Source organism: Flavobacterium rhizophilum (genome assembly GCF_046000485.1).
In the GTDB taxonomy this organism is placed as follows: domain Bacteria; phylum Bacteroidota; class Bacteroidia; order Flavobacteriales; family Flavobacteriaceae; genus Flavobacterium; species Flavobacterium rhizophilum.
In genome coordinates, this window is sequence record NZ_JBELQB010000001.1 from 41,588 (window position 1) to 63,339 (window position 21,752).

The 21,752-nt window shown below is 36.4% G+C and carries 23 protein-coding genes; 5 read left to right on the forward strand and 18 right to left on the reverse strand.

What is annotated here, in order from left to right; genetic code table 11:
- Nucleotides 1-35: 35 nt before the first annotated feature.
- Nucleotides 36-1,391 carry an FAD-dependent oxidoreductase gene (locus ABS768_RS00195; protein ID WP_408072804.1) on the forward strand — a complete coding sequence of 452 codons (1,356 nt, stop codon included), beginning with the start codon at nt 36-38 and terminating at the stop codon, nt 1,389-1,391.
- Nucleotides 1,392-1,422: 31 nt separating this feature from the next.
- Here the strand turns inward: ABS768_RS00195 and ABS768_RS00200 are convergent, their stop codons facing one another.
- Genes ABS768_RS00200 through ABS768_RS00220 form a run of 5 tightly spaced genes read right to left on the reverse strand, consistent with a single transcriptional unit; the run spans nt 1,423 to nt 6,931 of the window.
- Nucleotides 1,423-3,414, reverse strand: a complete 1,992-nt coding sequence (locus tag ABS768_RS00200; protein ID WP_408072805.1) for a protein-disulfide reductase DsbD family protein — start codon at nt 3,412-3,414, stop codon at nt 1,423-1,425.
- Between the two features lie 4 nt (nt 3,415-3,418).
- Complete coding sequence (tilS, locus tag ABS768_RS00205) at nt 3,419-4,729, reverse strand: tRNA lysidine(34) synthetase TilS (protein ID WP_408072806.1); 1,311 nt, start codon at nt 4,727-4,729, stop codon at nt 3,419-3,421.
- Nucleotides 4,730-4,747: 18 nt separating this feature from the next.
- Nucleotides 4,748-5,098: a four helix bundle protein gene (locus ABS768_RS00210; RefSeq protein WP_408072807.1), complete on the reverse strand. Its 351-nt coding sequence runs from the start codon at nt 5,096-5,098 to the stop codon at nt 4,748-4,750.
- Nucleotides 5,099-5,147: 49 nt separating this feature from the next.
- Nucleotides 5,148-6,434: an anthranilate synthase component I family protein gene (locus tag ABS768_RS00215; protein WP_408072808.1), complete on the reverse strand. Its 1,287-nt coding sequence runs from the start codon at nt 6,432-6,434 to the stop codon at nt 5,148-5,150.
- Complete coding sequence (locus ABS768_RS00220; protein WP_408072809.1) at nt 6,434-6,931, reverse strand: metallophosphoesterase family protein; 498 nt, start codon at nt 6,929-6,931, stop codon at nt 6,434-6,436. The genes ABS768_RS00215 and ABS768_RS00220 overlap by 1 nt, the downstream gene beginning before the upstream one ends.
- A gap of 141 nt (nt 6,932-7,072) precedes the next feature.
- Here ABS768_RS00220 and ABS768_RS00225 point away from each other — a divergent pair, with 141 nt between their 5' ends.
- On the forward strand, nt 7,073-7,309 hold the full coding sequence (locus ABS768_RS00225) for a hypothetical protein (protein WP_408072810.1): 237 nt from the start codon (nt 7,073-7,075) through the stop codon (nt 7,307-7,309).
- Here ABS768_RS00225 and ypfJ read toward each other — a convergent pair.
- From ypfJ to panB, 4 genes are all read right to left on the reverse strand, one after another.
- The gene (ypfJ, locus tag ABS768_RS00230) at nt 7,306-8,166 is read right to left on the reverse strand and encodes a KPN_02809 family neutral zinc metallopeptidase (RefSeq protein WP_408072812.1); all 861 of its coding nucleotides are present in this window, start codon (nt 8,164-8,166) and stop codon (nt 7,306-7,308) included. The two genes, ABS768_RS00225 and ypfJ, sit on opposite strands and share 4 nt — an antisense overlap.
- A gap of 132 nt (nt 8,167-8,298) precedes the next feature.
- Nucleotides 8,299-9,636, reverse strand: coding sequence for a hypothetical protein (locus ABS768_RS00235; RefSeq protein ID WP_408072813.1), 1,338 nt, complete (start codon nt 9,634-9,636; stop codon nt 8,299-8,301).
- 134 nt (nt 9,637-9,770) lie between these two features.
- A complete protein-coding gene (locus ABS768_RS00240; RefSeq protein WP_408072814.1) occupies nt 9,771-10,460 on the reverse strand; it encodes an RluA family pseudouridine synthase in 690 nt (229 codons plus the stop codon).
- Nucleotides 10,461-10,547: 87 nt separating this feature from the next.
- Nucleotides 10,548-11,366: a 3-methyl-2-oxobutanoate hydroxymethyltransferase gene (panB, locus tag ABS768_RS00245; RefSeq protein ID WP_408072815.1), complete on the reverse strand. Its 819-nt coding sequence runs from the start codon at nt 11,364-11,366 to the stop codon at nt 10,548-10,550.
- Between the two features lie 125 nt (nt 11,367-11,491).
- Here panB and ABS768_RS00250 point away from each other — a divergent pair, with 125 nt between their 5' ends.
- Nucleotides 11,492-11,929 (forward strand): nuclear transport factor 2 family protein, encoded by a 438-nt coding sequence (locus tag ABS768_RS00250; protein ID WP_408072816.1) that lies wholly within the window; start codon nt 11,492-11,494, stop codon nt 11,927-11,929.
- Between the two features lie 46 nt (nt 11,930-11,975).
- On the opposite strand, the gene ABS768_RS00255 is transcribed toward ABS768_RS00250, so the two are convergent.
- The 5 genes from ABS768_RS00255 to ABS768_RS00275 all read right to left on the reverse strand — a co-directional run bounded on the left by ABS768_RS00255 (nt 11,976) and on the right by ABS768_RS00275 (nt 17,922).
- A complete protein-coding gene (locus ABS768_RS00255) occupies nt 11,976-13,400 on the reverse strand; it encodes an L-serine ammonia-lyase (protein ID WP_408072817.1) in 1,425 nt (474 codons plus the stop codon).
- 155 nt (nt 13,401-13,555) lie between these two features.
- Nucleotides 13,556-14,809 carry a hypothetical protein gene (locus ABS768_RS00260; protein WP_408072818.1) on the reverse strand — a complete coding sequence of 418 codons (1,254 nt, stop codon included), beginning with the start codon at nt 14,807-14,809 and terminating at the stop codon, nt 13,556-13,558.
- 152 nt (nt 14,810-14,961) lie between these two features.
- A complete protein-coding gene (locus tag ABS768_RS00265) occupies nt 14,962-16,176 on the reverse strand; it encodes an RsmB/NOP family class I SAM-dependent RNA methyltransferase (RefSeq protein WP_408072819.1) in 1,215 nt (404 codons plus the stop codon).
- A gap of 69 nt (nt 16,177-16,245) precedes the next feature.
- Nucleotides 16,246-17,004: a hypothetical protein gene (locus ABS768_RS00270; RefSeq protein ID WP_408072820.1), complete on the reverse strand. Its 759-nt coding sequence runs from the start codon at nt 17,002-17,004 to the stop codon at nt 16,246-16,248.
- Nucleotides 17,005-17,040: 36 nt separating this feature from the next.
- Nucleotides 17,041-17,922, reverse strand: a complete 882-nt coding sequence (locus ABS768_RS00275) for a helix-turn-helix domain-containing protein (protein WP_408072821.1) — start codon at nt 17,920-17,922, stop codon at nt 17,041-17,043.
- 93 nt (nt 17,923-18,015) lie between these two features.
- Between ABS768_RS00275 and ABS768_RS00280 the strand changes: the two genes are divergently transcribed.
- The gene (locus tag ABS768_RS00280; RefSeq protein ID WP_035131150.1) at nt 18,016-18,384 is read left to right on the forward strand and encodes a DUF983 domain-containing protein; all 369 of its coding nucleotides are present in this window, start codon (nt 18,016-18,018) and stop codon (nt 18,382-18,384) included.
- Nucleotides 18,385-18,398: 14 nt separating this feature from the next.
- Here ABS768_RS00280 and ABS768_RS00285 read toward each other — a convergent pair whose 3' ends face one another.
- Nucleotides 18,399-18,926 carry a hypothetical protein gene (locus ABS768_RS00285; RefSeq protein ID WP_408072823.1) on the reverse strand — a complete coding sequence of 176 codons (528 nt, stop codon included), beginning with the start codon at nt 18,924-18,926 and terminating at the stop codon, nt 18,399-18,401.
- A gap of 197 nt (nt 18,927-19,123) precedes the next feature.
- Here ABS768_RS00285 and ABS768_RS00290 point away from each other — a divergent pair, with 197 nt between their 5' ends.
- On the forward strand, nt 19,124-20,170 hold the full coding sequence (locus ABS768_RS00290) for a WD40/YVTN/BNR-like repeat-containing protein (RefSeq protein ID WP_408072825.1): 1,047 nt from the start codon (nt 19,124-19,126) through the stop codon (nt 20,168-20,170).
- A gap of 63 nt (nt 20,171-20,233) precedes the next feature.
- Here ABS768_RS00290 and ABS768_RS00295 read toward each other — a convergent pair whose 3' ends face one another.
- From ABS768_RS00295 to ABS768_RS00305, 3 genes are read right to left on the reverse strand one after another with little or no spacing between them, the layout of a single operon-like run.
- Nucleotides 20,234-20,677: a sensor of ECF-type sigma factor gene (locus ABS768_RS00295; RefSeq protein ID WP_408072826.1), complete on the reverse strand. Its 444-nt coding sequence runs from the start codon at nt 20,675-20,677 to the stop codon at nt 20,234-20,236.
- Between the two features lie 4 nt (nt 20,678-20,681).
- Nucleotides 20,682-21,089: a hypothetical protein gene (locus ABS768_RS00300; protein ID WP_408072827.1), complete on the reverse strand. Its 408-nt coding sequence runs from the start codon at nt 21,087-21,089 to the stop codon at nt 20,682-20,684.
- 30 nt (nt 21,090-21,119) lie between these two features.
- Nucleotides 21,120-21,662, reverse strand: a complete 543-nt coding sequence (locus tag ABS768_RS00305) for an RNA polymerase sigma factor (RefSeq protein ID WP_408072828.1) — start codon at nt 21,660-21,662, stop codon at nt 21,120-21,122.
- Nucleotides 21,663-21,752 lie beyond the last annotated feature (90 nt).

Here is a 21,752-nt window from a genome sequence, read left to right on the forward strand (position 1 = left end):
ACTACCTTTAATAGCAACTTGCTAATAATGTAAAAATGACAAATAATAAACTGGTAGTGATAGGAGGGGATGCAGCAGGAATGACAGCCGCATCAAAAGTAAGAAGGGAACAGCCCGATAGGGAAATAATTGTTTTTGAAAAATCGGATTATACTTCTTATTCTGCCTGTGGAATACCCTATTTTATTTCTGAGAAGGTAAAAACTTATCAGGAGCTTATAGTACGTGATCCTGAGACTTTCAGGAATAAATATCATATAGATGTACGAACGCAACATTTGGCACTATCTATAGATACTGATAATAAAAAGATAAAAGTACTGAATAAGAAAACCGGAGATGAGTTTTGGGAAAGCTATAACCAGTTAATGATTGCTACCGGTGGGAAGGCGTTTTGCCCTGATGTTAAGGGATATGATTCTGAAAATGTATTTGGGGTTACTACGCTTAAAAGTGGAATTAATATTGAGCGCTATATAGAAGAGAAAAAGCCTCAAAAAGCAGTAATAGTGGGCGGAGGATATATTGGTCTTGAAATGGCCGAATCACTTTTGGAGCGGGGGTTAAAAGTGTCGTTAATTAACAGGTCAGAACAGGTAATGAATACACTTGATCCTGATATGGGGGCTTTGGTGTCTGAAGCTTTGAGGGGACTTGGAGTTGAGCTGTTTTTAGGCGAAGCACTTACCGGATTTGACGTAAAAGAGGGTAAGGTAGCTGCTGTATTAACTGACAAACAAAGTATTCCGGCTGATATTGTAATATTAGGTATGGGCTCGAGTCCTAATACTGATTTTCTTAAAGGTAGTAAAATTGAACTTGGAACCCGTGGCGCTATAAAAGTAGATGGTCAGTTACGTACTAATATACCCGATGTTTGGGCAGCGGGTGATTGTACCGAATCCTTACATTTAGTAAGTAAAGAACATGTATATATAGCGCTGGGTACTATTGCCAATAAAACCGGACTGGTAGCAGGTAGTAGTATAGCTGGTGAAAAAACTGTTTTTCCCGGTGTGGTAGGTACTGCTGTGTGTAAAATATGCAGTTATGAAGTAGCCCGTACAGGGCTACTGGAAAAGCAATTGCAAAAGCTTAATATCGATTATGTAAAGGCTACTATTGAAAGCCGTACAAGGGCGCATTATTATCCCGGTTCGAAAAAGATTGTGGTAAAATTATTAGCTGAAAAGAACAGTGGACGATTACTAGGCGGACAGATAATAGGTGAGGAGGGGGCTGCAAAACGTATAGATGTTTTGGCAACTGCTTTGACTCATAATCTTACACTACAAAATATTATAGATTTGGATTTATCTTATGCACCACCATTTTCTCCGGTTTGGGATCCTGTGCAAACAGCTGCAAGAAAACTTATAAATAGTATATAGAATAAAAAACCCTCATTAAGAGGGTTTTTTATTATTTTTTAAAGTTTGCTATTCCTGATTGTAACCATTCAAGATATTCTTCAACATCGGGAGTGTAACCTACAGGATCGTTTAGGTTTTCCTCTTCCAGATTTATAAGAACGTAATATGGCTGTGCATTGGCTTTATATCTTGTGATTTCAAAATCACTCCATTTGTTACCAATAGTTTCTATTTTCTTACCTGTAGTTTCAGATACGTACTTTTCACTTTCAGGTAGTTCTTTTTTGTAGTCTACATATAGAGAAATCAACACTACATCGTTTTTAAGTATTGACATAATACGTTCATCAGACCATACATAATCTTCCATCTTACGGCAGTTTACACAGGCATAACCGGTAAAGTCAATCATAACAGGTTTGTTTACCTCTTTAGCGTAAGCAAGTCCTTCAGCATAATCTTTAAAGGCTACAATGTTATGTGCACCAAGTTTAGCTCCTTTAGGAAGTTTAGAGTCTTCAGATGAAGATATTACTGAACCACCACCACCAAATCCGTGCGGAGATTCACTATAATGCATTGGAGGAGGGAAACCACTAATAAGTTTAAGAGGTGCACCCCATAATCCAGGTATAAGGTAAATTGTAAATGTTAATGTAAATAGCCCCATGAATAATCTTCCTACAGAGATAGATTGCAATGGACTATCATGCGGTAATGTGATTTTTCCAAAAAGATATAGTGATAATGCTCCGAATACAGCTATCCAGATAGCTAGGAAAGTTTCTCTTTCAAGTATATGCATTTGAAGAACAAGATCTGCATTGGAAAGGAATTTGAATGCAAAAGCAAGTTCAAGGAAACCTAAAAATACTTTTACGGTATTAAGCCATCCGCCAGATTTTGGTAAACTGTTTAACCATCCCGGGAACATTGCAAAAAGCATAAATGGTAATGCTAATGCTAATGAAAAACCAAACATTCCAACAATTGGAGCTATTCCTCCTTTAGATGCTGCTTCAACCAGTAGCGTACCTACAATAGGTCCTGTACACGAGAATGATACAATTGCAAGAGCAAGTGCCATAAAAAGTATTCCTATTATACCACCTCTGTCTGCCTGACGATCTACTTTATTAGCCCATGAGTTAGGCAGCATGATTTCGAAAGCTCCAAGGAAAGAAGAGGCAAATACAACAAGCAGTACAAAGAAAGCAATATTGAATATAACATTTGTTGAAAGGGCGTTAAGAGCGTCAGCACCAAATATGGCTGTTACCAGCGAACCTAAAACAACATAAATTACAATAATTGAAATACCATAAATGAAAGCATTTTTTATACCGGCAGCTTTTGTTTTGCTCTGTTTGGTAAAAAAGCTTACGGTCATAGGTATCATCGGGAATACACATGGTGTAAGTAGGGCTGCAAAGCCCGAGAAAAATGCTATGATGAAAATAGTGAATAAACCTCTTTCATCATCTTTTTTTTTGTTGCTATCTCCGGTAGCCGGAGCACTATCCTTAACTTCTGATTTATTAGTTTCAGGCTGAACTACAACTTCTTCAAAGTTCATCACTTCCTGAGAAGTAAGATCTTTTAAGTTGAAAACAAAAAGATTCTCTCCCTGAATACATGACTCTTTACAAACCTGATAGTAAAGTCCAACCTGTACCAAGGTGTTATCAGGGTTACTTACTTTTATGTTTTGCTTTAGTTCAGCTTTATTCGAGAAGAAAGTTTCTTCTACTTCAAAGATATCATTGTACTCTTTATGGGTTTCACTTTCTTCAGCTTTGCCAACAGCTTCAAAGTTATTTTCAGCATTGTTGAATTCAACTTCTAGCGGAAGTCCGCCACCATCGGCAGAAAACTGTGAATACATGTGCCAGTTCTCTTCAATTGTAGCATTGAAGATAAGAACATACTCGGTCTCTGATTTTTTTTCAATTTTTGAGGTCCATTTTACCGGCTCAATAATTTGTGCTTTACCCGCTATAAAAGAGAGTAATAAAAAGAATAATAAAGCAGTTTTTTTCATTGGTTTATAAAACTTCTATTTTTATAATTTGAGTTGTTTTATCGGTTACTTTAAATCGCTCGTCGGCACGTTTATTAATAATCCATACAATCTGATTACCGGAACAAAGCAGCCAGGTTTTCTCTTTTTCGCTTAAAGACATCTTCTCGTCCTTAAAGTATTTGGAAACCTTTTTCTTTTGTCCATTCATGCCGGCAGGGAAAAAATAGTCACCTTCCATCCATTTCCTTGCAAATAACGGGAATTTTAATGTATCAGCATCAACATAGATTGCGTTATTCGCATATTTTTTTAATGTTTTATTAACATTTGTTAACCTCATGCCAAAGGGCTGTGATATTTCGGTAGTCCCTTCGGGTATTTCATAAACATTTGTAACATTTTCCTCAATGGGCTGCAATATGAGCTTTTCCCTGTCTTTTAAAAGTCGGTAACCACTTGCCAATATCTGTTTACCTGATTGTGCCTCGGTAAGGCTATAAATGTCCTTCCAAGCTGTAAAACCTAATGGGGTTAACCATTGGTATAAATAGGCTTTATAATTTGGCAGCCTTTTGAGTTGGTTAATGTCAATCAGTTTTTGATTGTCCTTTTCACTTACTACCTGTTTGTAAACCAAAACAGCGGCATCATCGGCTAACGATTGTGATTGCTTTAGGTGATTTAATGTATCCTGAAACGATTCAAGGAAAGAGGGATTTAGTGATTTTAAAACCGGTACCACATCATGCCTTAGCTTGTTCCTTAAATACTTATCGCTTGCATTGCTACTGTCTTCTCTCCATGTAATATTGTTATCCTTTGCATATTGCTCAATTTCGTTTCTGCCGAAAGGAAGTAGCGGACGTACAATTTTGTCATTTTGCTGCGGAATACCTGTCAACCCATCAAGACCCGTGCCACGAGTAAGATTTATTAGAAAAGTTTCAATGCTATCATCAAGATGATGTGCCGTAAGCAGGAAATCAAAACTGTTTTGTTCCATTAATTCGTAAAACCAACTGTACCTAAGTCTGCGTGCAGCTATTTGAATGGATAGTTTAAACTCCTCTGCATATTTATTTGTATCAAAATTAGTTACAAATAATTCTATACTGTTTTTTTGTGCGTAATCTTTAATGAATTTCTCGTCACCATCGCTTTCTTCACCTCTTAATCCGAAGTTACAATGAGCCATAGCCACAGTATAGTTAAGCCGATTAAAAAGGTGAACCAGTACCATACTGTCTATGCCTCCACTGGTAGCCAAAAGCAATTTTTTACCGGCTAAGTAAGGTAGATTTTCTTTGAGATGATGAAGAAGTTTTTCAGTCATAAGGCAAAAGGCATAAGATTACCCTAATTTATTGATAAGCGAATTTAGCATTTTTTCTACTTCCAGAGAGAGTTCATTTATTTTGATTGCTTCTTCTTGACTTACAAACTTTAAACGAAAAGCAATTTCCAACTGAGTTTGGCTCTCAAATAAAGAACCTCGTGCTATTTGTAAAAACCTAATGTAGTCTTTAGTATATTTTCTACCATAACCTTCTGCAATATTGGATGGAACTGATATAACACTCCTCTTTAATTGTGAAGTTAACCCAAATTTTTCTTCATCAGGAAAAGAAGTTGTTAGTATGTAGGTTTGAGTAACTAACTCAACCGATTTTTGCCATACGATTAAATCTTTGTAGCTTTTCATAATTTATTTAAACTATTGCCTTTTGCCTTATATCTTTAATGAGTATCAACTATTCCAACACGCTACGCATTGCCTTGGCTTTTAACAGGCATTCTTCATATTCTTTCTCAGGTAATGCTTTTGATGTGATTGCACTTCCTACAGAGAACGATACATATTTATTAGTTTCATTATAAAGTATGCTTCTTATTACCACATTAAAGTCAAAATCTCCCGTAGGGGTAAAGTAGCCCACTGAACCACTGTAGAGTCCGCGTTTAGTTTCTTCCAGTTTTTCAATAATCTGCATGGCCGATATTTTAGGTGCACCGGTCATACTCCCCATAGGGAATGAGGTTCTAATCACATCAACAGGAGAATACTCAGCATCTAACTCAGACACTACGGTAGATATAAGATGGTGTACCTGTTTAAAGGTGTACGCTCCGCATAACTCTTTAACATTAACCGATCCTTTTTTTGCGGTACGCGATAAATCGTTACGAACCAAGTCGACAATCATTATATTTTCAGAACGTTCCTTTTCGTTTTTTGTAAGTTCCAGCTTAATAGCCTCATCTTCTTCTGTATTGTTACTTCTCCTGGCTGTTCCTTTTATGGGCTGGGATATTATTTTGTTTTCTTCTTTCCTGATATACCTTTCAGGAGATGCCGAAAGCAGGTACTGTTTATGGTTTTTAAAATAGGCAGCGAAAGGAGGTTCGGATATGTCATTTAATGCCTGATACTTTTCATACGGATTGATTATAGTGTCTTCGGCATAAAACTCCATGCAAAAGTTAGCTTCATAAATATCTCCCAAATGGATATGTTCCAGCATTTGAGTTACTTTTTCTACATAGCCTTCTCTAGTAATACGTTGTTTTATAGATAGGGGAGTATGTACGTCTTTATTTTCAATCTGGGTTGCAAGTATATCTTTAAAGTCGTCCTCCAGTTCATCATCACACATATTGAGGTAAGCAACTTCTACCTGATTTCCCCTAATAAAGAACAGTTTTTTGGGCTGAAAGAAAAACAAATCGGGAAAATCCAAACCATCATGGTTATTGGATTCTAGTCTTTCAGTATCATTTTTTAAATCGTAAGACAGATAACCGAAAATCCAGTCGCGTGTTGTTTTTTGATAGGCACTAAGATCTTCAAAAGCTTTATATTCATCGGTTTTTATTAGTGTAAGTGCATCGGTAGCCAATACCGCATCAAAAGATGAGTAGTGCTGATGATAATCGTTACTGTCTAAAAATGTGATTTCCCTGTATTGCTGTGCCCATTTTAAAAGCTGCTTCTTAAAAAGTTTGGGCTCCTGTAGGGTATATATAACTGAAGTTCTCATTAAGCTCTTTTTCCTATTTCTATCACTTCCAGATTCTGAATATTATCTCTGTTTATTTCAAATCGTAACATGGTGCGTATTTGGTGAAAGCCATGTACTCCGGCAGCACCGGGATTCATATGTATAAGGTTAAGTTTATTATCGGGCATAACTTTTAGGATATGCGAATGCCCACAGATAAATAGTTTAGGCGGATTTGTATTTATCTCTTCCCTTATTGCCTGATTGTATTTACCCGGATAACCACCAATGTGCGTAATCCAAACATCTACACCTTCACAAAAAAAGCGGTTATTAAGGGGAAATTCGAGTCGGGCTTCGGCATTGTCAATATTTCCGTATACCGCTTTTAAGGACTTTTCTTTTTTGATGGCATCAGTTACCGATAGGTCTCCTATATCTCCGGCATGCCATACTTCATCCGCCTGTCTTACATATTTCATAATAGTATCATCGATATGGCTGTGGGTATCAGAAAGGAGAAGTATTTTTTTCAACGGAATGTACTTTACGATTTTTAAACCGTCAAATTTACAAAGATTGTTTGTGTGTTCAAACTTTGAACGAGGATTAGGTAATCCTTTAAAAAATATTTTGTTTATACCAAAAGCTAAACTAAAAATTAGCAACTTTGTATTATGGTAAAAACACAACTACAGGAAGTATTCGGGAAACTGTCTCCCTATGTGAAAAATAGGGTAATGCCGGTAATAGATATATTACTGGAGAGGGCAGAAGACCTTGATTTTATGAATAGGGAAGACGATATAGATTATTATGAAGAAGAACTGGAGTCTATCATGAAAGAAGTTAGGAAAATTAAATACATTGAAGACCAGTGGCAGATAATGAATGCAAAGCTGAAAAATGATTAGATTTCCAAATCATTAAAGGTAGTACCTGCGTTAAATTGTCCGGTGTTTAATCCTTTTTTAAACCAATACACACGTTGTGCCGATGTACCATGTGTAAAAGAGTCAGGCACTACATGTCCCTGTGCACGTTTTTGGATGGCATCGTCACCTACCGCGTGAGCAGCACTTAAAGCTTCTTCCACATCACCTTCTTCCAGCATCTGGTTCATTTCTTCGTTATAATGTGCCCATAATCCGGCATAGAAATCAGCCTGTAACTCAAGGGCTACCGATAGTTTATTGGCATCTGCCTGATTAAGCTGTTGCTGCATTTGCCTTACTTTGGACGATGTTCCCATAAGGGTTTGTACATGGTGACCTACCTCGTGAGCAATAACATAAGCGATGGCAAAATCGCCTCCCTGAGCTCCAAAACGTGATTGTAGTTCGTCAAAGAAAGACAAATCCATATATACTTTTTTATCCAAAGGACAATAAAACGGCCCTGATGCCGATGAAGCACCACCGCATGCAGTCTCAACCGAATTGCGGAAAAGTACCAGTTTTGGCTCTTCATATACCAAACCATTTTCCTGAAATATTTTATGCCATACGTCTTCAGTGTCAGCAAGGATAACCTTAACCATGCGTCCCATCTCTTCGTCCTGAGCGCTAAGTGGTGCAGGTTGTTCTGTAGTTGTTTGCTGTTGTAACTGGTTATTTATCTCATTTAGTACAGCCGAATTATCGCCTCCCATAAAAAGGTTAATTAGTATTATAACAATGGCTATAATACCACCACCTGCAGCAATCTTTCCGCCAGACATGCTTCTTCTGTCCTCAACATTATTGCTTTCTCTTCTTCCTTTCCATTTCATAAGGCTATCATTTTTTGGTTTTTGGTAAAGTGAAATTAATAAAATTAGGATAACATAAATGCTATTTTATGATTATTTAATACAAAAGCCACCTTAATGGTGGCTTTTGTTAATTATGTGATTTAATGTTTTTTATATTCCGAATCTAAAGCCCATATAGGCATCTGCCTGAGTAGTATTGCCAATTGCCGCTGATAGTATTGAACCTGAACCTATAAAGAATCCTCCAATTCTGAAACCAACACCAGCCGTAAACCCTGAAATCTCATTATGAGAGAATGGAGCATAGGCTTCAAAGAAGCTTGTAGAATAACGTGGTGTAACAGTAAATACATTTTGTGAACCTATACGGTTATTATTACTGGCATCACTAAGGTTTTGCTGTAAAAATCCCGTTACATACCATTTATCGTATACTTTAACATCGGCATAGAGGGAAAGCATAGTAGGCTGTTTTATTTTGAAATCTTTTTCAGATTCAGTTAAGGTAGCATAACCACTATTTACCAGTATAGCCTCTACATCATCAATATTGTCTACATCTTCAAACTCTCTCAAATCAAGGTATTGCCCATCAGGAATATCAACAACATAACTTTTATTTACGTTATTATCATCCTTAAAAGTCATGGATCCTATATTTTTTACAGATGCTCCTGCATTAATTTTATAGCCTCCGTTTTCGTCTTTCCATTGGTAGTTAACACCTAAATCGGCAGCAAAACCGTTAAGTCCTCCGGCAAAGAATTCACTAAAATTACCGCTATCAGTAAAACTGTCTCCTAATGCACCTGAATAAGCCAGATTTACATTGGTATGAGTATCTGTAAGACCAACAAGCGGACCTACATTCTCAATTGTACCGGTAAATCTATCTGCCGACATGTTAGCGTACGTACCGGGAAATATCATTTTTAGAGTAGCACCTGCGGCTACTTTGTGGGTTTCGTTTTCAAAAACTTCTCTTGCTGCCGAAAAACCAATTTCACCCCAGGCAGTTGCGGAGGCTCTTTGATTATAATCAGTAACTATATTTGCCTGTCCAATAAGTAAATCATCACTGGCATTGACAAGTGCGTTACCTAAGTTAGTATCTATGTCAACCAAATTGGTTTTTATTTTTGCAGCGGTTTGTATGCCAAAAGCCCATTTGTTGTGTTTCATAGCAAACGAAGGTCCCAGTATTTCTACATCGGCTCTTAAGTTTACCGGTTCATCTCCTTCAAAAATAAGATCGCCTAAGTTGTCGCCTCCAACCAAGTCGCCAAAGGTGATTTTGTTATTGGAAACATTGGCACTGAAAGTAAATACATTTACTTCCATTTCATTTTTAAGGTTTACGAGTTCAGCCGGGTTAACCGAGGCATTTAGTATACCTGTTCGCCGTGATGTGTTGATGCCTGAAAAGTGTTCCTGTGCGTAAGTGTTTGCACACAAAAGTGTTATGATAAATAATAGGGGTTTCTTCATAAGATTGATTGTTTTTTGGTTATTCTAAATTAGTAAAAGACTATGTATTACAGTAAATTTTAATAGAATTTTTCTGTAAAATTTCAATCAAAACAATCAAAAAAAAAATACCCAGAACCGGGTATTTTTAATTTTTATACTGATTGCCAAATCGTATCGCTTGGCACAGGTGCTGTAATTATTAAATGTTCTTTTGTAACGGGGTGTACAAATTCCAGTTTCCTGGCATGTAAGTGTATACCCCCGTCAGGATTACTTCTGTCAAAGCCATATTTCAAATCTCCTTTTATTGGCGAACCTATTGCAGAGAGCTGTGACCTGATTTGATGATGGCGCCCTGTGTGAAGGTTAACTTCAAGTACATAATAGTTATTAAGAGCTTTGATTATAGTGTAATCCAAGCTTGCTTTTTTACTGTTAGGTACTTCCTTAGTATGAGCACGCGACGTGTTACTTTTTTCATTACGCTTCAGGTAATGGACTAAAGTATCGGTTTCGTTTTCAGGTTTGTTTTTAACCACTGCCCAATATGTTTTTTTGGTTTCGCGGTTTTTAAATAAATCGTTGAGCCTTGGTAACGCTTTAGAGGTACGTGCAAAAAGTACAATTCCGGTAGTAGGCCTGTCCAGCCTATGTACTACTCCAAGGTATACGTTACCCGGTTTGTTGTATTTTTCTTTTAAATACTCCTTAACTACATCACTTAAAGGTTTGTCTCCGGTTTTATCACCCTGAACAATATCACCAACACGCTTATTGATAACTATTATATGGTTGTCTTCATAAAGGACATCTAAATTATCTTTTGTAGATATAACTTTCATTATAAGGATTTTTTAGATTGTTGGATTTTTAGAATATCCGACTGCATTTAGAGTAATGCGAATAATCTAAATTTCGAATAATCTAAATTAATATTGCTCGTTTTCGTTAGGGAAGTCCTGTGATTTTACATCGCTAACATATTGTGAAATAGCATTGGTCATATCTTCGTGCAGATCCATATATCTTCTTAGAAAACGCGGACTGAACTCATTGTTCATTCCCAGCATATCGTGTATTACAAGTACCTGTCCGTCTACATCACCACCGGCACCAATACCAATTACCGGAATAGAAATACTTTCGGCTACCTTTTTGGCAAGCTGAGCAGGGATTTTTTCCAGTACTAATGCAAAACAACCCAGTTTTTCCAATAGCTTGGCATCGTCAATAAGTTTTTGGGCTTCGGCATCTTCCTTTGCACGAACGGTATAAGTACCAAATTTATAAATAGATTGCGGTGTTAATCCAAGGTGCCCCATAATTGGAATACCGGCATTTAGTATCTTTTTGATAGAGTCCTTAATTTCACTACCACCTTCAAGCTTAACGGCATGTGCACCGCTTTCTTTCATGATCCTGATGGCAGAACGTAAAGCCTCCTTTGAGTCTGACTGGTAACTACCAAAAGGAAGGTCTACCACAACAAGTGCTCTTTTAACACCTCTTACTACCGACGATGCATGATAAATCATTTGATCCAGTGTGATAGGAAGAGTGGTTTCGTGACCTGCCATAACGTTAGATGCTGAGTCACCCACAAGTATAACATCAATACCGGCACCATCGGTAATAGTTGCCATAGTATAATCGTAACCTGTTAGCATGGAGATTTTCTCTCCGTTTGCTTTCATTTCTATAAGTGACCTTGTGGTTATTCTTTTATAATCTTTTTTTGCTGTAGACATAATCTGAATTTTTAGGACGGTAAATTTACTAAATTGTGGTAACACTGAGTAAGATATACTGCTTTTATTGAACAGTTGTTTAATAATAAAACAATATATTTACTACTACGTAAATAGTATTAATCATGAGAAAATTGGTTTTATTGGCTTTACTTCTGAGTATGCAGGGGGTATTTGCACAAAATAAGGAGATACAGCAGTCTATAGATACCTTTTTTGAGGGGTTACATAATAAAGATGTTGAAAAAATACAGTCGGTTTGTGATTCAGGGCTTATGCTTCAGTCAGTTAGCCGAAACAATAAAGGGGAGGTGACACTTACTACAGACGAGGCACCCAAATTTTTTGCGGCCATTGCAGCTGTGCCAAAAGAACTGGAGATAGAGGAAAAACTTTTGGAATATAAAATTCAGTTTGACGGAGCCATGGCTCATGTTTGGACACCTTATGAATTTTATGTGGAAGGGAAGCTAAGCCATAAAGGAGTGAATTCCTTTCAGCTTTATAATGATAAAGGGATATGGAAAATTGTATATATAATTGATACACGCGAAAAGGCATAAAAAAAGCACTTGCATTGCAAGTGCTTTTTTTATGTATGTAGAACGGTTAACAGTCGGCATTATTAACGGTAACTGCAAGTCCGCCTTCCGATGTTTCTTTGTATTTATTATTCATGTCCTGTGCTGTTTGCCACATGGTGTTTACCACTTTGTCTAATGGTACTTTAGCATTTTTAGGATCGGTTTCTAATGCCAGTTCTGCAGCATTAATAGCTTTAATAGCTCCCATGGTATTACGTTCTATGCAAGGGATTTGTACAAGTCCGCCAATAGGGTCGCATGTCATACCAAGGTGATGTTCCATTGCGATTTCGGCAGCGATAAGGCACTGTTCCGGCGAACCGCCCATAACTTCACATAAAGCAGCTGCAGCCATTGCCGATGATACACCGATTTCTGCCTGACAACCACCCATAGCAGCAGATATGGTAGCGCCTTTTTTGAAGATACTGCCCACCTCACCGGCAACCATAAGGAATTGTTTTATATGTTCTTCGTTAGCATCGTGGTTTTCAATAACCATATAGTACATTAGTACTGCAGGTATAACTCCCGCACTTCCGTTTGTTGGTGCTGTAACTACACGGCCTAGTGAAGCATTAACCTCATTTACTGCTAGAGCAAAACAACTTACCCATTTTAATATCTGACGGAATTTTACTTCTGTTTTTCTGATAACTTCTAACCATTCCTGCGGACTATTGTATGGTAGTTCGCCAATAAGGTTTTTATGCATGTCAAACGCCCTGCGCCTTACGTTTAAACCTCCGGGTAGTATGCCTTCGGTATGGCAGCCGGTATACATACATTCCAGCATAGTGTTCCATATACGCATCAGTTCACTGTGAATATCCTCTTCACTACGAATAGACTTTTCATTCTCATAAACTATTTCAGAAATGCGTTTATTCTCTGCTTGGGCAAATCTCAATAAATCGGCTGCATTATCGGTAGGGAAAGGGAAAGCACATTTAATGACAGCATTCTCTTTAGCGTTTATTCTTTCTTCCTTAACAACAAACCCGCCACCAATAGAGTAGAAGGTAGACTCATATTCACCACCTTCATAATAAGCAGTGAAAACAAAACCGTTAGCATGGAAAGGAAGGAAATCCCTGTTGAAAACAATATCGTTTTCAGGGTTAAATGGTATAACATTCAGTCCGCCTAATATAAGCTGCTTTTGGAAGTTAATGTCGTCAATAGTATTTTGTATGCTCTCTACAGGAACATATTCAGGATCGGCACCACTAAGGCCCAGCATCACGGCAAGATCTGTTGCGTGTCCTTTTCCGGTAAGGGAAAGCGAACCGTACAGGTCTACCTTAACGCGGTTAGTTTTTTCAAAAATGCCTTCTTCACGCAATTCCTCAAGAAAGCGTTCTGCACCGCGCCACGGACCCAAAGTGTGTGAACTTGAAGGACCCACGCCGATTTTAAGCATATCGAAAACTGAAATACATTCATTCATAGTAATACAAAAATATAATTATTGCGACTTATACAAAAGCGCCCAAAGGTAATTAAATTGATGATACTATAACGATGTAGATGAAAATTTGTTGATATGATAAAATGCTTATAACAAACAATAGTAAAATTGTTAGTTTTGGAATTTTATTGGGCTTAATAGGTACTAATAATCATTATTTTTAATGGTGAAAGGTTGAGAGGATACCTAAAAAGAGAATGATATACTTTAATCTCAATAATTGAGTTTTCCGGAAGGGTTGAGAGTTGTTCAAAAGCAGTATCTGTAATTGTATTATTATTTAGATCTATATTATTACCATCGGGTAGCTTTATATTACAGGCCAAAACCTGGTATTGAGTTAAAGAGCTTTGCTCATCATCCTCGGTTATATCTATAACGGCATCTTTTAGTTCCTGTAATGTCATTTTTAGAATACAGTTACCACAGCCTTTTCCGTTTACAGTAATTTTTTTAGGTGTTGTATCCCTGTCTTTTACATATAGCAGTTGTTTTGTATGGATTATTGAGTCATGTTGATTTACTATTTCAAACTCCAGGTAGGTTTTATCTTTTTTTATTTTACCCGCATCCATTACATAAATGCTGTCGGGTAACATTTTTAGTCCTTTTCCTTTTACCTTGAATGATTTTGCATTGGGTACTGATATTTCTAAAGTATCTTTGATGCCTCTGTAAACTATAGTGTTACCATATTTAGTTGAAACTTCAGGAATAAGAGAATAATACTCATCATTTTTTTCTATTAGTTTTATTCTTAAAGAAGGAATACGAGCCATGTCAACTTGACTTGGGTTATATTGTCTTATATGACAAATAAGTATTTCATGACCAGGCTTAAGCTTTTTTAGAACCGAATAAGCTTTGGGGGTAATTGAATCTCCTTCAATCCATATATCTTCATAACCTTCTGTTTTGATGATAAACGACATTACTTTACTGTATTCAGAGGGCAATGTATAAGCTATATCATCTATTAGAATTTTAACTTTAAGCTTTTCAAACTCCTCCAATGTCATTTCATAAATCTTATTACTGTAAAGATTAGTTATCATAGCTTTTCTTCGAGGAATATCCCTTACCTCAAACTCTTTGAATTCATTAATTATACTGTCATTTTCAAGGGTAGATTCAATGTTTATTTTTATTGTTTTTCCCTGTACACGACTAACATTTAAATAATAATTACCCAAAGAGTCTTTTTTAGTTAACCCTGCAAGGGTGGTAACTTTATATGATTTGGCTCCCGGTATAGCTATTTTAACAGGGTTTTGAATACCCCTGTAAACAATGTTAGCTTTTTCAACTGAAATGACAGAGATATTGTTATCCTGAGCTGCTAGTAACTGGGCGATAAGAAGGGCTAAAAAGAAAAATGTTTGTTTCATGACGGCATGGTTTGAAACAAACATAATAAAAATTAATTTTCAAAATTCTTATACGATAGCTTTTGAAGGCTTATACCTTTTCAAAAGCTAAACTTTTTAGTGTTACTCCAAATTTACAGAAATAAAAAACCTCCCGATTGGGAGGCTTTAATTTATTTTTTACGTTCCATAAGTGCCATATAGAATCCGTCAAATCCGGAGTCTGATGCCAGGACTTTATTGTCTTTTACAAAAGTAAACTGTTTACCAATCTCTGTAGTAAGGAAGTGTTTAACCTGCTCCTCATTTTCAGATGGTAGTACCGAACAGGTAGCGTAAACAAGCTTACCACCCGGTTTAACCATTTTAGAGTAGTTTTCCAGTACCTCTCTTTGAGTATTTTTGATATTATCAATAAACTCAGGTTGCAGTTTCCATTTACTGTCAGGGTTGCGTTTTAAAACACCAAGTCCACTACAAGGGGCATCAATAAGAACCCTGTCGGCTTTTTCATGTAGTTTCTTGATGACCTTAGTACTTTCAATAACGCGGTAATCAATATTGAAAACGCTGTTACGTTTTGCACGAAGCTTTAGCTGTTTTAATTTACTTTCGTAAATATCCATAGCTATAAGCTGACCTTTATTTTCCATAATGGAAGCCATGTGCAGGGTTTTACCACCGGCACCGGCACAGGTATCAACCACACGCATACCCGGAGCTACATCAAGAAAACGTGCTACCAGCTGTGAAGAAGCATCCTGAACCTCAAAAAGTCCGTCTTTAAATGCCTGAGTAAGGAATACGTTTGCACGTTCCTTTAACACAAGGGCATCAGGATATTCTTTAATGAATTCGGTTTCTATATTGCTGTCCATTAAAATGGCACGAAGCTGTTCTTTTGTTGTTTTTAGAGTGTTAACACGAAGTATAACTTTTGCCTGCTCGTTTTGTGCGGCAAGCTCCTTTTCCCATTTCTTTTCACCAAGCTCCTTAACACCAAGTTCATCCATCCAATCCGGAATAGATTCACGGAACTTCCTGATTTTTGAAAGCTCATCAAAACGGCCTTTAATACGGCGTACCGGAGTTTCCTCAAAGTATTTCCAGTCTGGCAGGTTATAACCACGAAGTACTGCCCATACGGCAAATATTCTCCATAGGTTATCCCTGTTATAAGGTTCCTTAACTTCGGCAATTTCAGCATACAGGCGTTTCCAGCGCACAATTTCATATATCGTTTCGGCAACAAACTTCCTGTCGTGGCTTCCCCAACGTTTGTCTTTCTTTAAAGCCTTTGCCACAACCTTATCGGCATACTCTCCCTCATTAAAAATAAAGTTAAGGGAATCAATAACCGTAAACACTAAATTTCTGTGTAATCTCATTTTTGTGAATTGAAGCTGCAAAGGTATTATTTTTTAGGAGAAGTTAAATAATATACTTCGAGATATGACTTAGTACTGTTTTGTTTTGGCAGACTCTAAGTTTTCAAATTCTTGCATACGGTTTTTTAAGTCATTATATTCTTCAGAATAGGCTCCGTCAGGAAGTTTTACTTTTTGAGGAAACTCATAAAAATACTGCTTGGCTGTCTCACTTCCTGAAATAGCTGCTGTAAATAAGTAGTATGCCAGTTTTATATAGTTTTCGTTTTGTTCCAGTTTTTGGGTTTCATACTCTTTGATTATTAAGTCTGTTTCCTGTGTAGTATATTTTGGGAATTCAGGGTTTATTATCAATGATCTTTTAATCTCACCTTCATCGAAATATAGTTTTTCAATAGTCCATACTATTGGCTCAAAGGCTTTTTGTTTTCCTACAGGTAGTTGAATTATTTTTTTAACCATCAGTTTGTCGTTATCAGTTCTAACATCACAAACGGTTAAGGCATCCCAAAAATTTATTACTGTTTTTTCATCACAGTCTGAAAGTATAAATTCGGAAAAGGTATTATCATTATTTCTATAGCCACAAAGAGCGATTTGTCTGTTATTTTTTAATGTAAATACAGTATCTGCTTTTACAGAAGTGAATTTGTTTTCAGGGCATTTACAATCATATTCAAAAGGTATATATACTTTATTAGGTTTACTATTACTGCTGTTCTGTAATGTGTCTTCAAGTTTTATATTGTTCGTTTCAACAGAACTTTTCTCTTTATACTTACAGGATATGATAATAAGACTAAAAAATATTAAAAGTTTATATTTCATTTTGATTTTTTTCTTTTAAGGAAGTTAGTTAAAAATTTACTCTTTCATATATCTGTTTAAAAACTCACTTGGGGTTTCCCCCGTTTTCTTTTTAAACAGGCGTGAAAAGTAAGCATAATCCTCATAGCCCAGCATTTCTGATATTCCGGCAAAATCATCCTGTTGTAATATGAGTTCTTTTTTTGCTTCCAGTAAAACCCTGTCGGTAATAATGTCTGATGTTGTTTTACCTGCCACTGCCTGTGTAATACGATTAAGGTGTTTTGGAGTTATATACATCATTTCGGCATAGGCAGCTGGCGATTTTTCTGCAATGAAATTTTGGTTTACCAACTCTTCCAGTTTAAGGAATTTGCTGTAATAACTATTATGGGTTTCCAGCGCAGCTACGGGGTTTTGACGGGCATATATACGGGTACATTCTATATATACATACTGTACCAAATTGATTATACGATGTTTTTTTAAAATTTCATCCCTACCGTTTTCTTTTAGTATTCGTTTAAATAATAGTGTAATATCCTCTAGCTTTTCTCCTTCAAGGTAAATGCAGGGAGAACTGTGCATGCTGTAAAAAAAGGGGAAGTTATTTATCTGGTTTTGGGTATAGTATAAATTGTAAAAACCCTGTGTATGGAAAAAGATATAACCTTTAGTATCTGCCGAAAGTTCCCAGTGGTGGGTTTGCCCAGGGTTAAGGAAAAACAGACTCCCCGGTTTAACATCATAAACCGTAAAATCTATTTCATGAATACCGGTTCCATGCGTAAAAAGTATAGCCAGATAGAAGTTATGTTTATGGGGAAGAGAAATATCCTTATGGCTGGTAATAAGGTGGTCTTCCAGTGTGTTTACATAAAAATCTTCGAGTCCGGTTTGCTGGAACTGATTAATATCAAGTATGGCTGTTTTTTTCATAGTTAGTAATAATGTCCTAAAAGTACAAATTATTGCGTAAATAAGCTATTGCCTTTTTTTACTATCTGTAGTAAATTTGAAATAAAAAACAAGATGTCTAAATTCAACGATATAATAGAGGAAAAATGTCCGAAATGCGGAGAGGGTAAAGTGTTTAAAAGCAAAGGAAACCTGTTTTTATTTCGCTTGCCAAAAATGAACGATCACTGTCCTGTTTGTGATCATAAGTTTGAAAGGGAGCCAGGCTTTTTTTATGGTGCAATGTATGTGAGTTATGGACTTACTGTAGCCGAAATGATTGCGGTATATGTAATAGCTCATTTTTTTATAGAAGGCTTTGGCGGCATGCTGGCATTAATAGCTTTTATGGCTGTAGCGCTGAGTATGTTTAATTTCAGACTGTCACGAATGATATGGATGCATATGTTTGACAGTAAGGAAGAGAAAAAAGAGCAGGTATAACCTGCTCTTTTTCTTTATAGGCTTTCAAGGAAAGTACTAAGCTGATTATTTCTGTAAGCATTACAAAGCTGATTGAGCTTATCTGTCCTTGGGACATTATTCCCGGGGTTGTCTATGTAATCTGCAACCAGTTCCCATGTGCCCAGTTTAATAAAATCGGTATCGCCAGACTGAGCTTTGTTTTCTATTGTAAATTTTGCCATACAGGCCATATAAGTCCACATTAGGAGATTATTGTCTTCAAATATGGCTATGGTATGATCCGGGGCAAAATTAAAATCAGGGCTATCCTGCATCCATCCCAGTAAATAACCTTTACTGGCCTTAACTTCTTCGTTGTTAAGATCATCAATAGGAGAGGATATAATAAAGTCAGAGGCCTGTAGTGCCGCTTTTTCAAAATCTTTCAGTTCAATGCTTTTGGATACCGCCGCCGGAAGTGACTCAAGAGTTACAGGCTCAATAACAGGAAGCTGAAGGCTTTGACTATATCCCGAACTGATGAGACACAGGAATCCCATGGTCAAGATAAGTTTTTTCATTTGTGTTTGTTTTATGGTTGGTACCCCAATATAATCACAAATTTTAAAATTTTAACAATTCATTTCACACAATAGTCATAATGCAAATATTACCTGATGAAATGCATATTGTAAATAAATCTATCCTAAATATAAATATCGCCTATTTATAAGACACTATTTTAAATTGATTAATTTAGGGCTTCAAAATTTTAAACATGAGAAAAAGCCTACTGCTTATATTTGCTATTACTATACTATCCTGTAAGGAAGAAAAAAAGGATTTTAAAGCTTCTTTTGCCACTGTAAATGTTGATACATTACTTACTGATAGTATAAGCATACGTGCCATAGCTATTGATAATGATAAGGTTTGGTATTCCGGTAGCAGGGGGAAGTACGGTTATATTTCACTAACAGGTGAAAAGGCTTTTAACGGAGTTATTGCTTTTGATGGCTCGTTACCTGAATTCAGGGCTATAGCACAAACTGATAAGAATGTATTTATACTCAATGTAGCTTCTCCCGCTAAACTCTATAAAATTAACAAAGACAATAAAACTAATACAGTTGTTTATACCGAAGAAGGTGAAAAAGTATTTTATGACAGTATGCAGTTTTTTGATAATAAAAATGGTATTGCAATGGGCGATCCTACAAATGAGTGTCTTTCGGTTATTGTGACCAGAGATGGCGGTAATTCATGGAAAAAACTTTCCTGCGATGATTTACCCGAAGCAGAAGAAGGGGAAGCGGCTTTTGCAGCCAGTAACACCAATATTGTTGTAAAAGGTAAAAAAGCATGGATTGTTTCGGGAGGAAAGAAATCAAGGGTGTTTTTCTCTGATGATATGGGGGAGTCATGGAAAGTTTATAAAACGCCTATAGTACAGGGTACTTCAACGGAAGGTATATATTCTTCCGATTTTTATGATGAGGAAATAGGTTTTGCGGTAGGAGGAGATTATACTAAAGCCGAAATGAATACCGGTAACAAAATAATTACTACTAAAGGCGGACGAAAATGGAAAAAAATAGCCGATGGTTCAGGTTTCGGATATGCCTCATGCGTACAGTTTATGCCAAATAGTGAAGGTTACGAACTTATAGCCAGTGGGGCAAACGGTATGTTCTATTCGTTTGATATGGGGAAAACCTGGAAGAAAATACTTAATGATACCGATCTGCATACACTACGATTTAAAGATGATAAAACCATTATAGCCGCAGGGCAGAACAGGATTGTACGGCTGACTTTAAAATAAAAAAATCAGCAGGGTAATGAAAAAGATGCCTGCTGATTTTAGTAACAAAATAACCTAATTAAACTACTCTTTATGTTTGTCTTTATATTTAGACAATAATTTTCTGTTGAAATCAAATTCAGCCTTTTGAAGCTTCAGTAATTTTACTGATCCTATAACAGGCTTTAAGTCGGCAATCATTTTACCTTTCAGCTCTAAGAGCTCTTTTTCAGCTTCCTGAAACTGACTTAGGTAATTGCCGGCATCTTTTTCAGTTAATGATTCTCCGGCACTTTCTATCTTTTTGATAATAGAGCGCATTTTGTCATGCTTTATCTCAAATTCCTTCTCTTCATATGCATTATATATAGGCCAGAATTTAGCCGATTCCTGACTTGTAAGCTTTAGTTCTGTAGTTAAAAACGATACCTTTAAAGCTTTAATCCGGTCTCTTTTCTCCTTATGCGTTTGTGAAAAAACACTTAGTGAGAAACTTAATAATAATGTTAGTAATAACTTTGTTTTCATAGTGTTATTCATTTAGATAAATATCGTAATCTTCGTTGGTTAAGTAGTTTTCTATAGCTTCATCGCTAATTACTATAGATGCCTCAAGAGACTCTATGGCATCTTCATCCAGTCCCTGTATAAAGTCATTAGGCATTATATCTGCCTGATAAACCAGGTAGTTCTCTATAGTAGTAGTATCGGGCTCAACTGTAGTATTCATTTTTAAAAGTAAAGAAACTCCAAGGGCAATAACCAACACTGCAGCTACAGATGATATCCAAACCGACATCCTCCTGTAAAGCGGTACAACTTTAACTTCCTCTTCAGGAAGCTGCTGCATCATCTTTTCGGTAAAGTCATCAAAATAGCTGTCGGGTGTGGTAAATCCCGATTTTATTTTTTGTTCTTTATCTAAGTTAAATGGTTTCATATATTTAAGACTGAATAATTTACAAAAGGTTTAATGAGTGTTAAAATAATTTTCAATTTTTTTACTGGCATGATGGTAAGAAGCTTTTAGGGCACCTACTGATGTATCCAGTATTTCCGACATCTCTTCATAGCCTATATCCTCAAAGTAACGCATTTTAAAAACCAGTTGTTGCTTTTCGGGTAATGTGGTAATGGCCTGTTGGAGCTTTTGTTGTATTTCGTCTCCGCTAAAATAATTGTCGGCATGCAGTTCCTGAGCCTGTTTCTCTAATATTTCCTCATTCCTTACCCCGGCTTTCTTTGCCTTTTGACTAATAAAGGTAAGCGATTCGTTTGTGGCTATGCGGTATATCCAGGAAAACAGTTTGCTTTCACCCTTAAAATTACTAAGATTCCTGAATACTTTTATAAATGTGTTTTGCAGTACATCATCGGCATCATCATGATTTAGTACTATATTACGGATATGGCTATACAATGGCCTGCTGTATTGAGATACAAGCTGCCTAAACGCATCGTTTTGCGTTTTAGGGTCAAGCAATTGTGCTATGAATGCCTTTTCGTCCTGCAATTCTTTTTGAGTACTGATTTATATTTAAGACTAAAGTTACTGCAAAAGGTTTAAAACCGACTTATAAATAATTTCCCGAAAACGTTTATT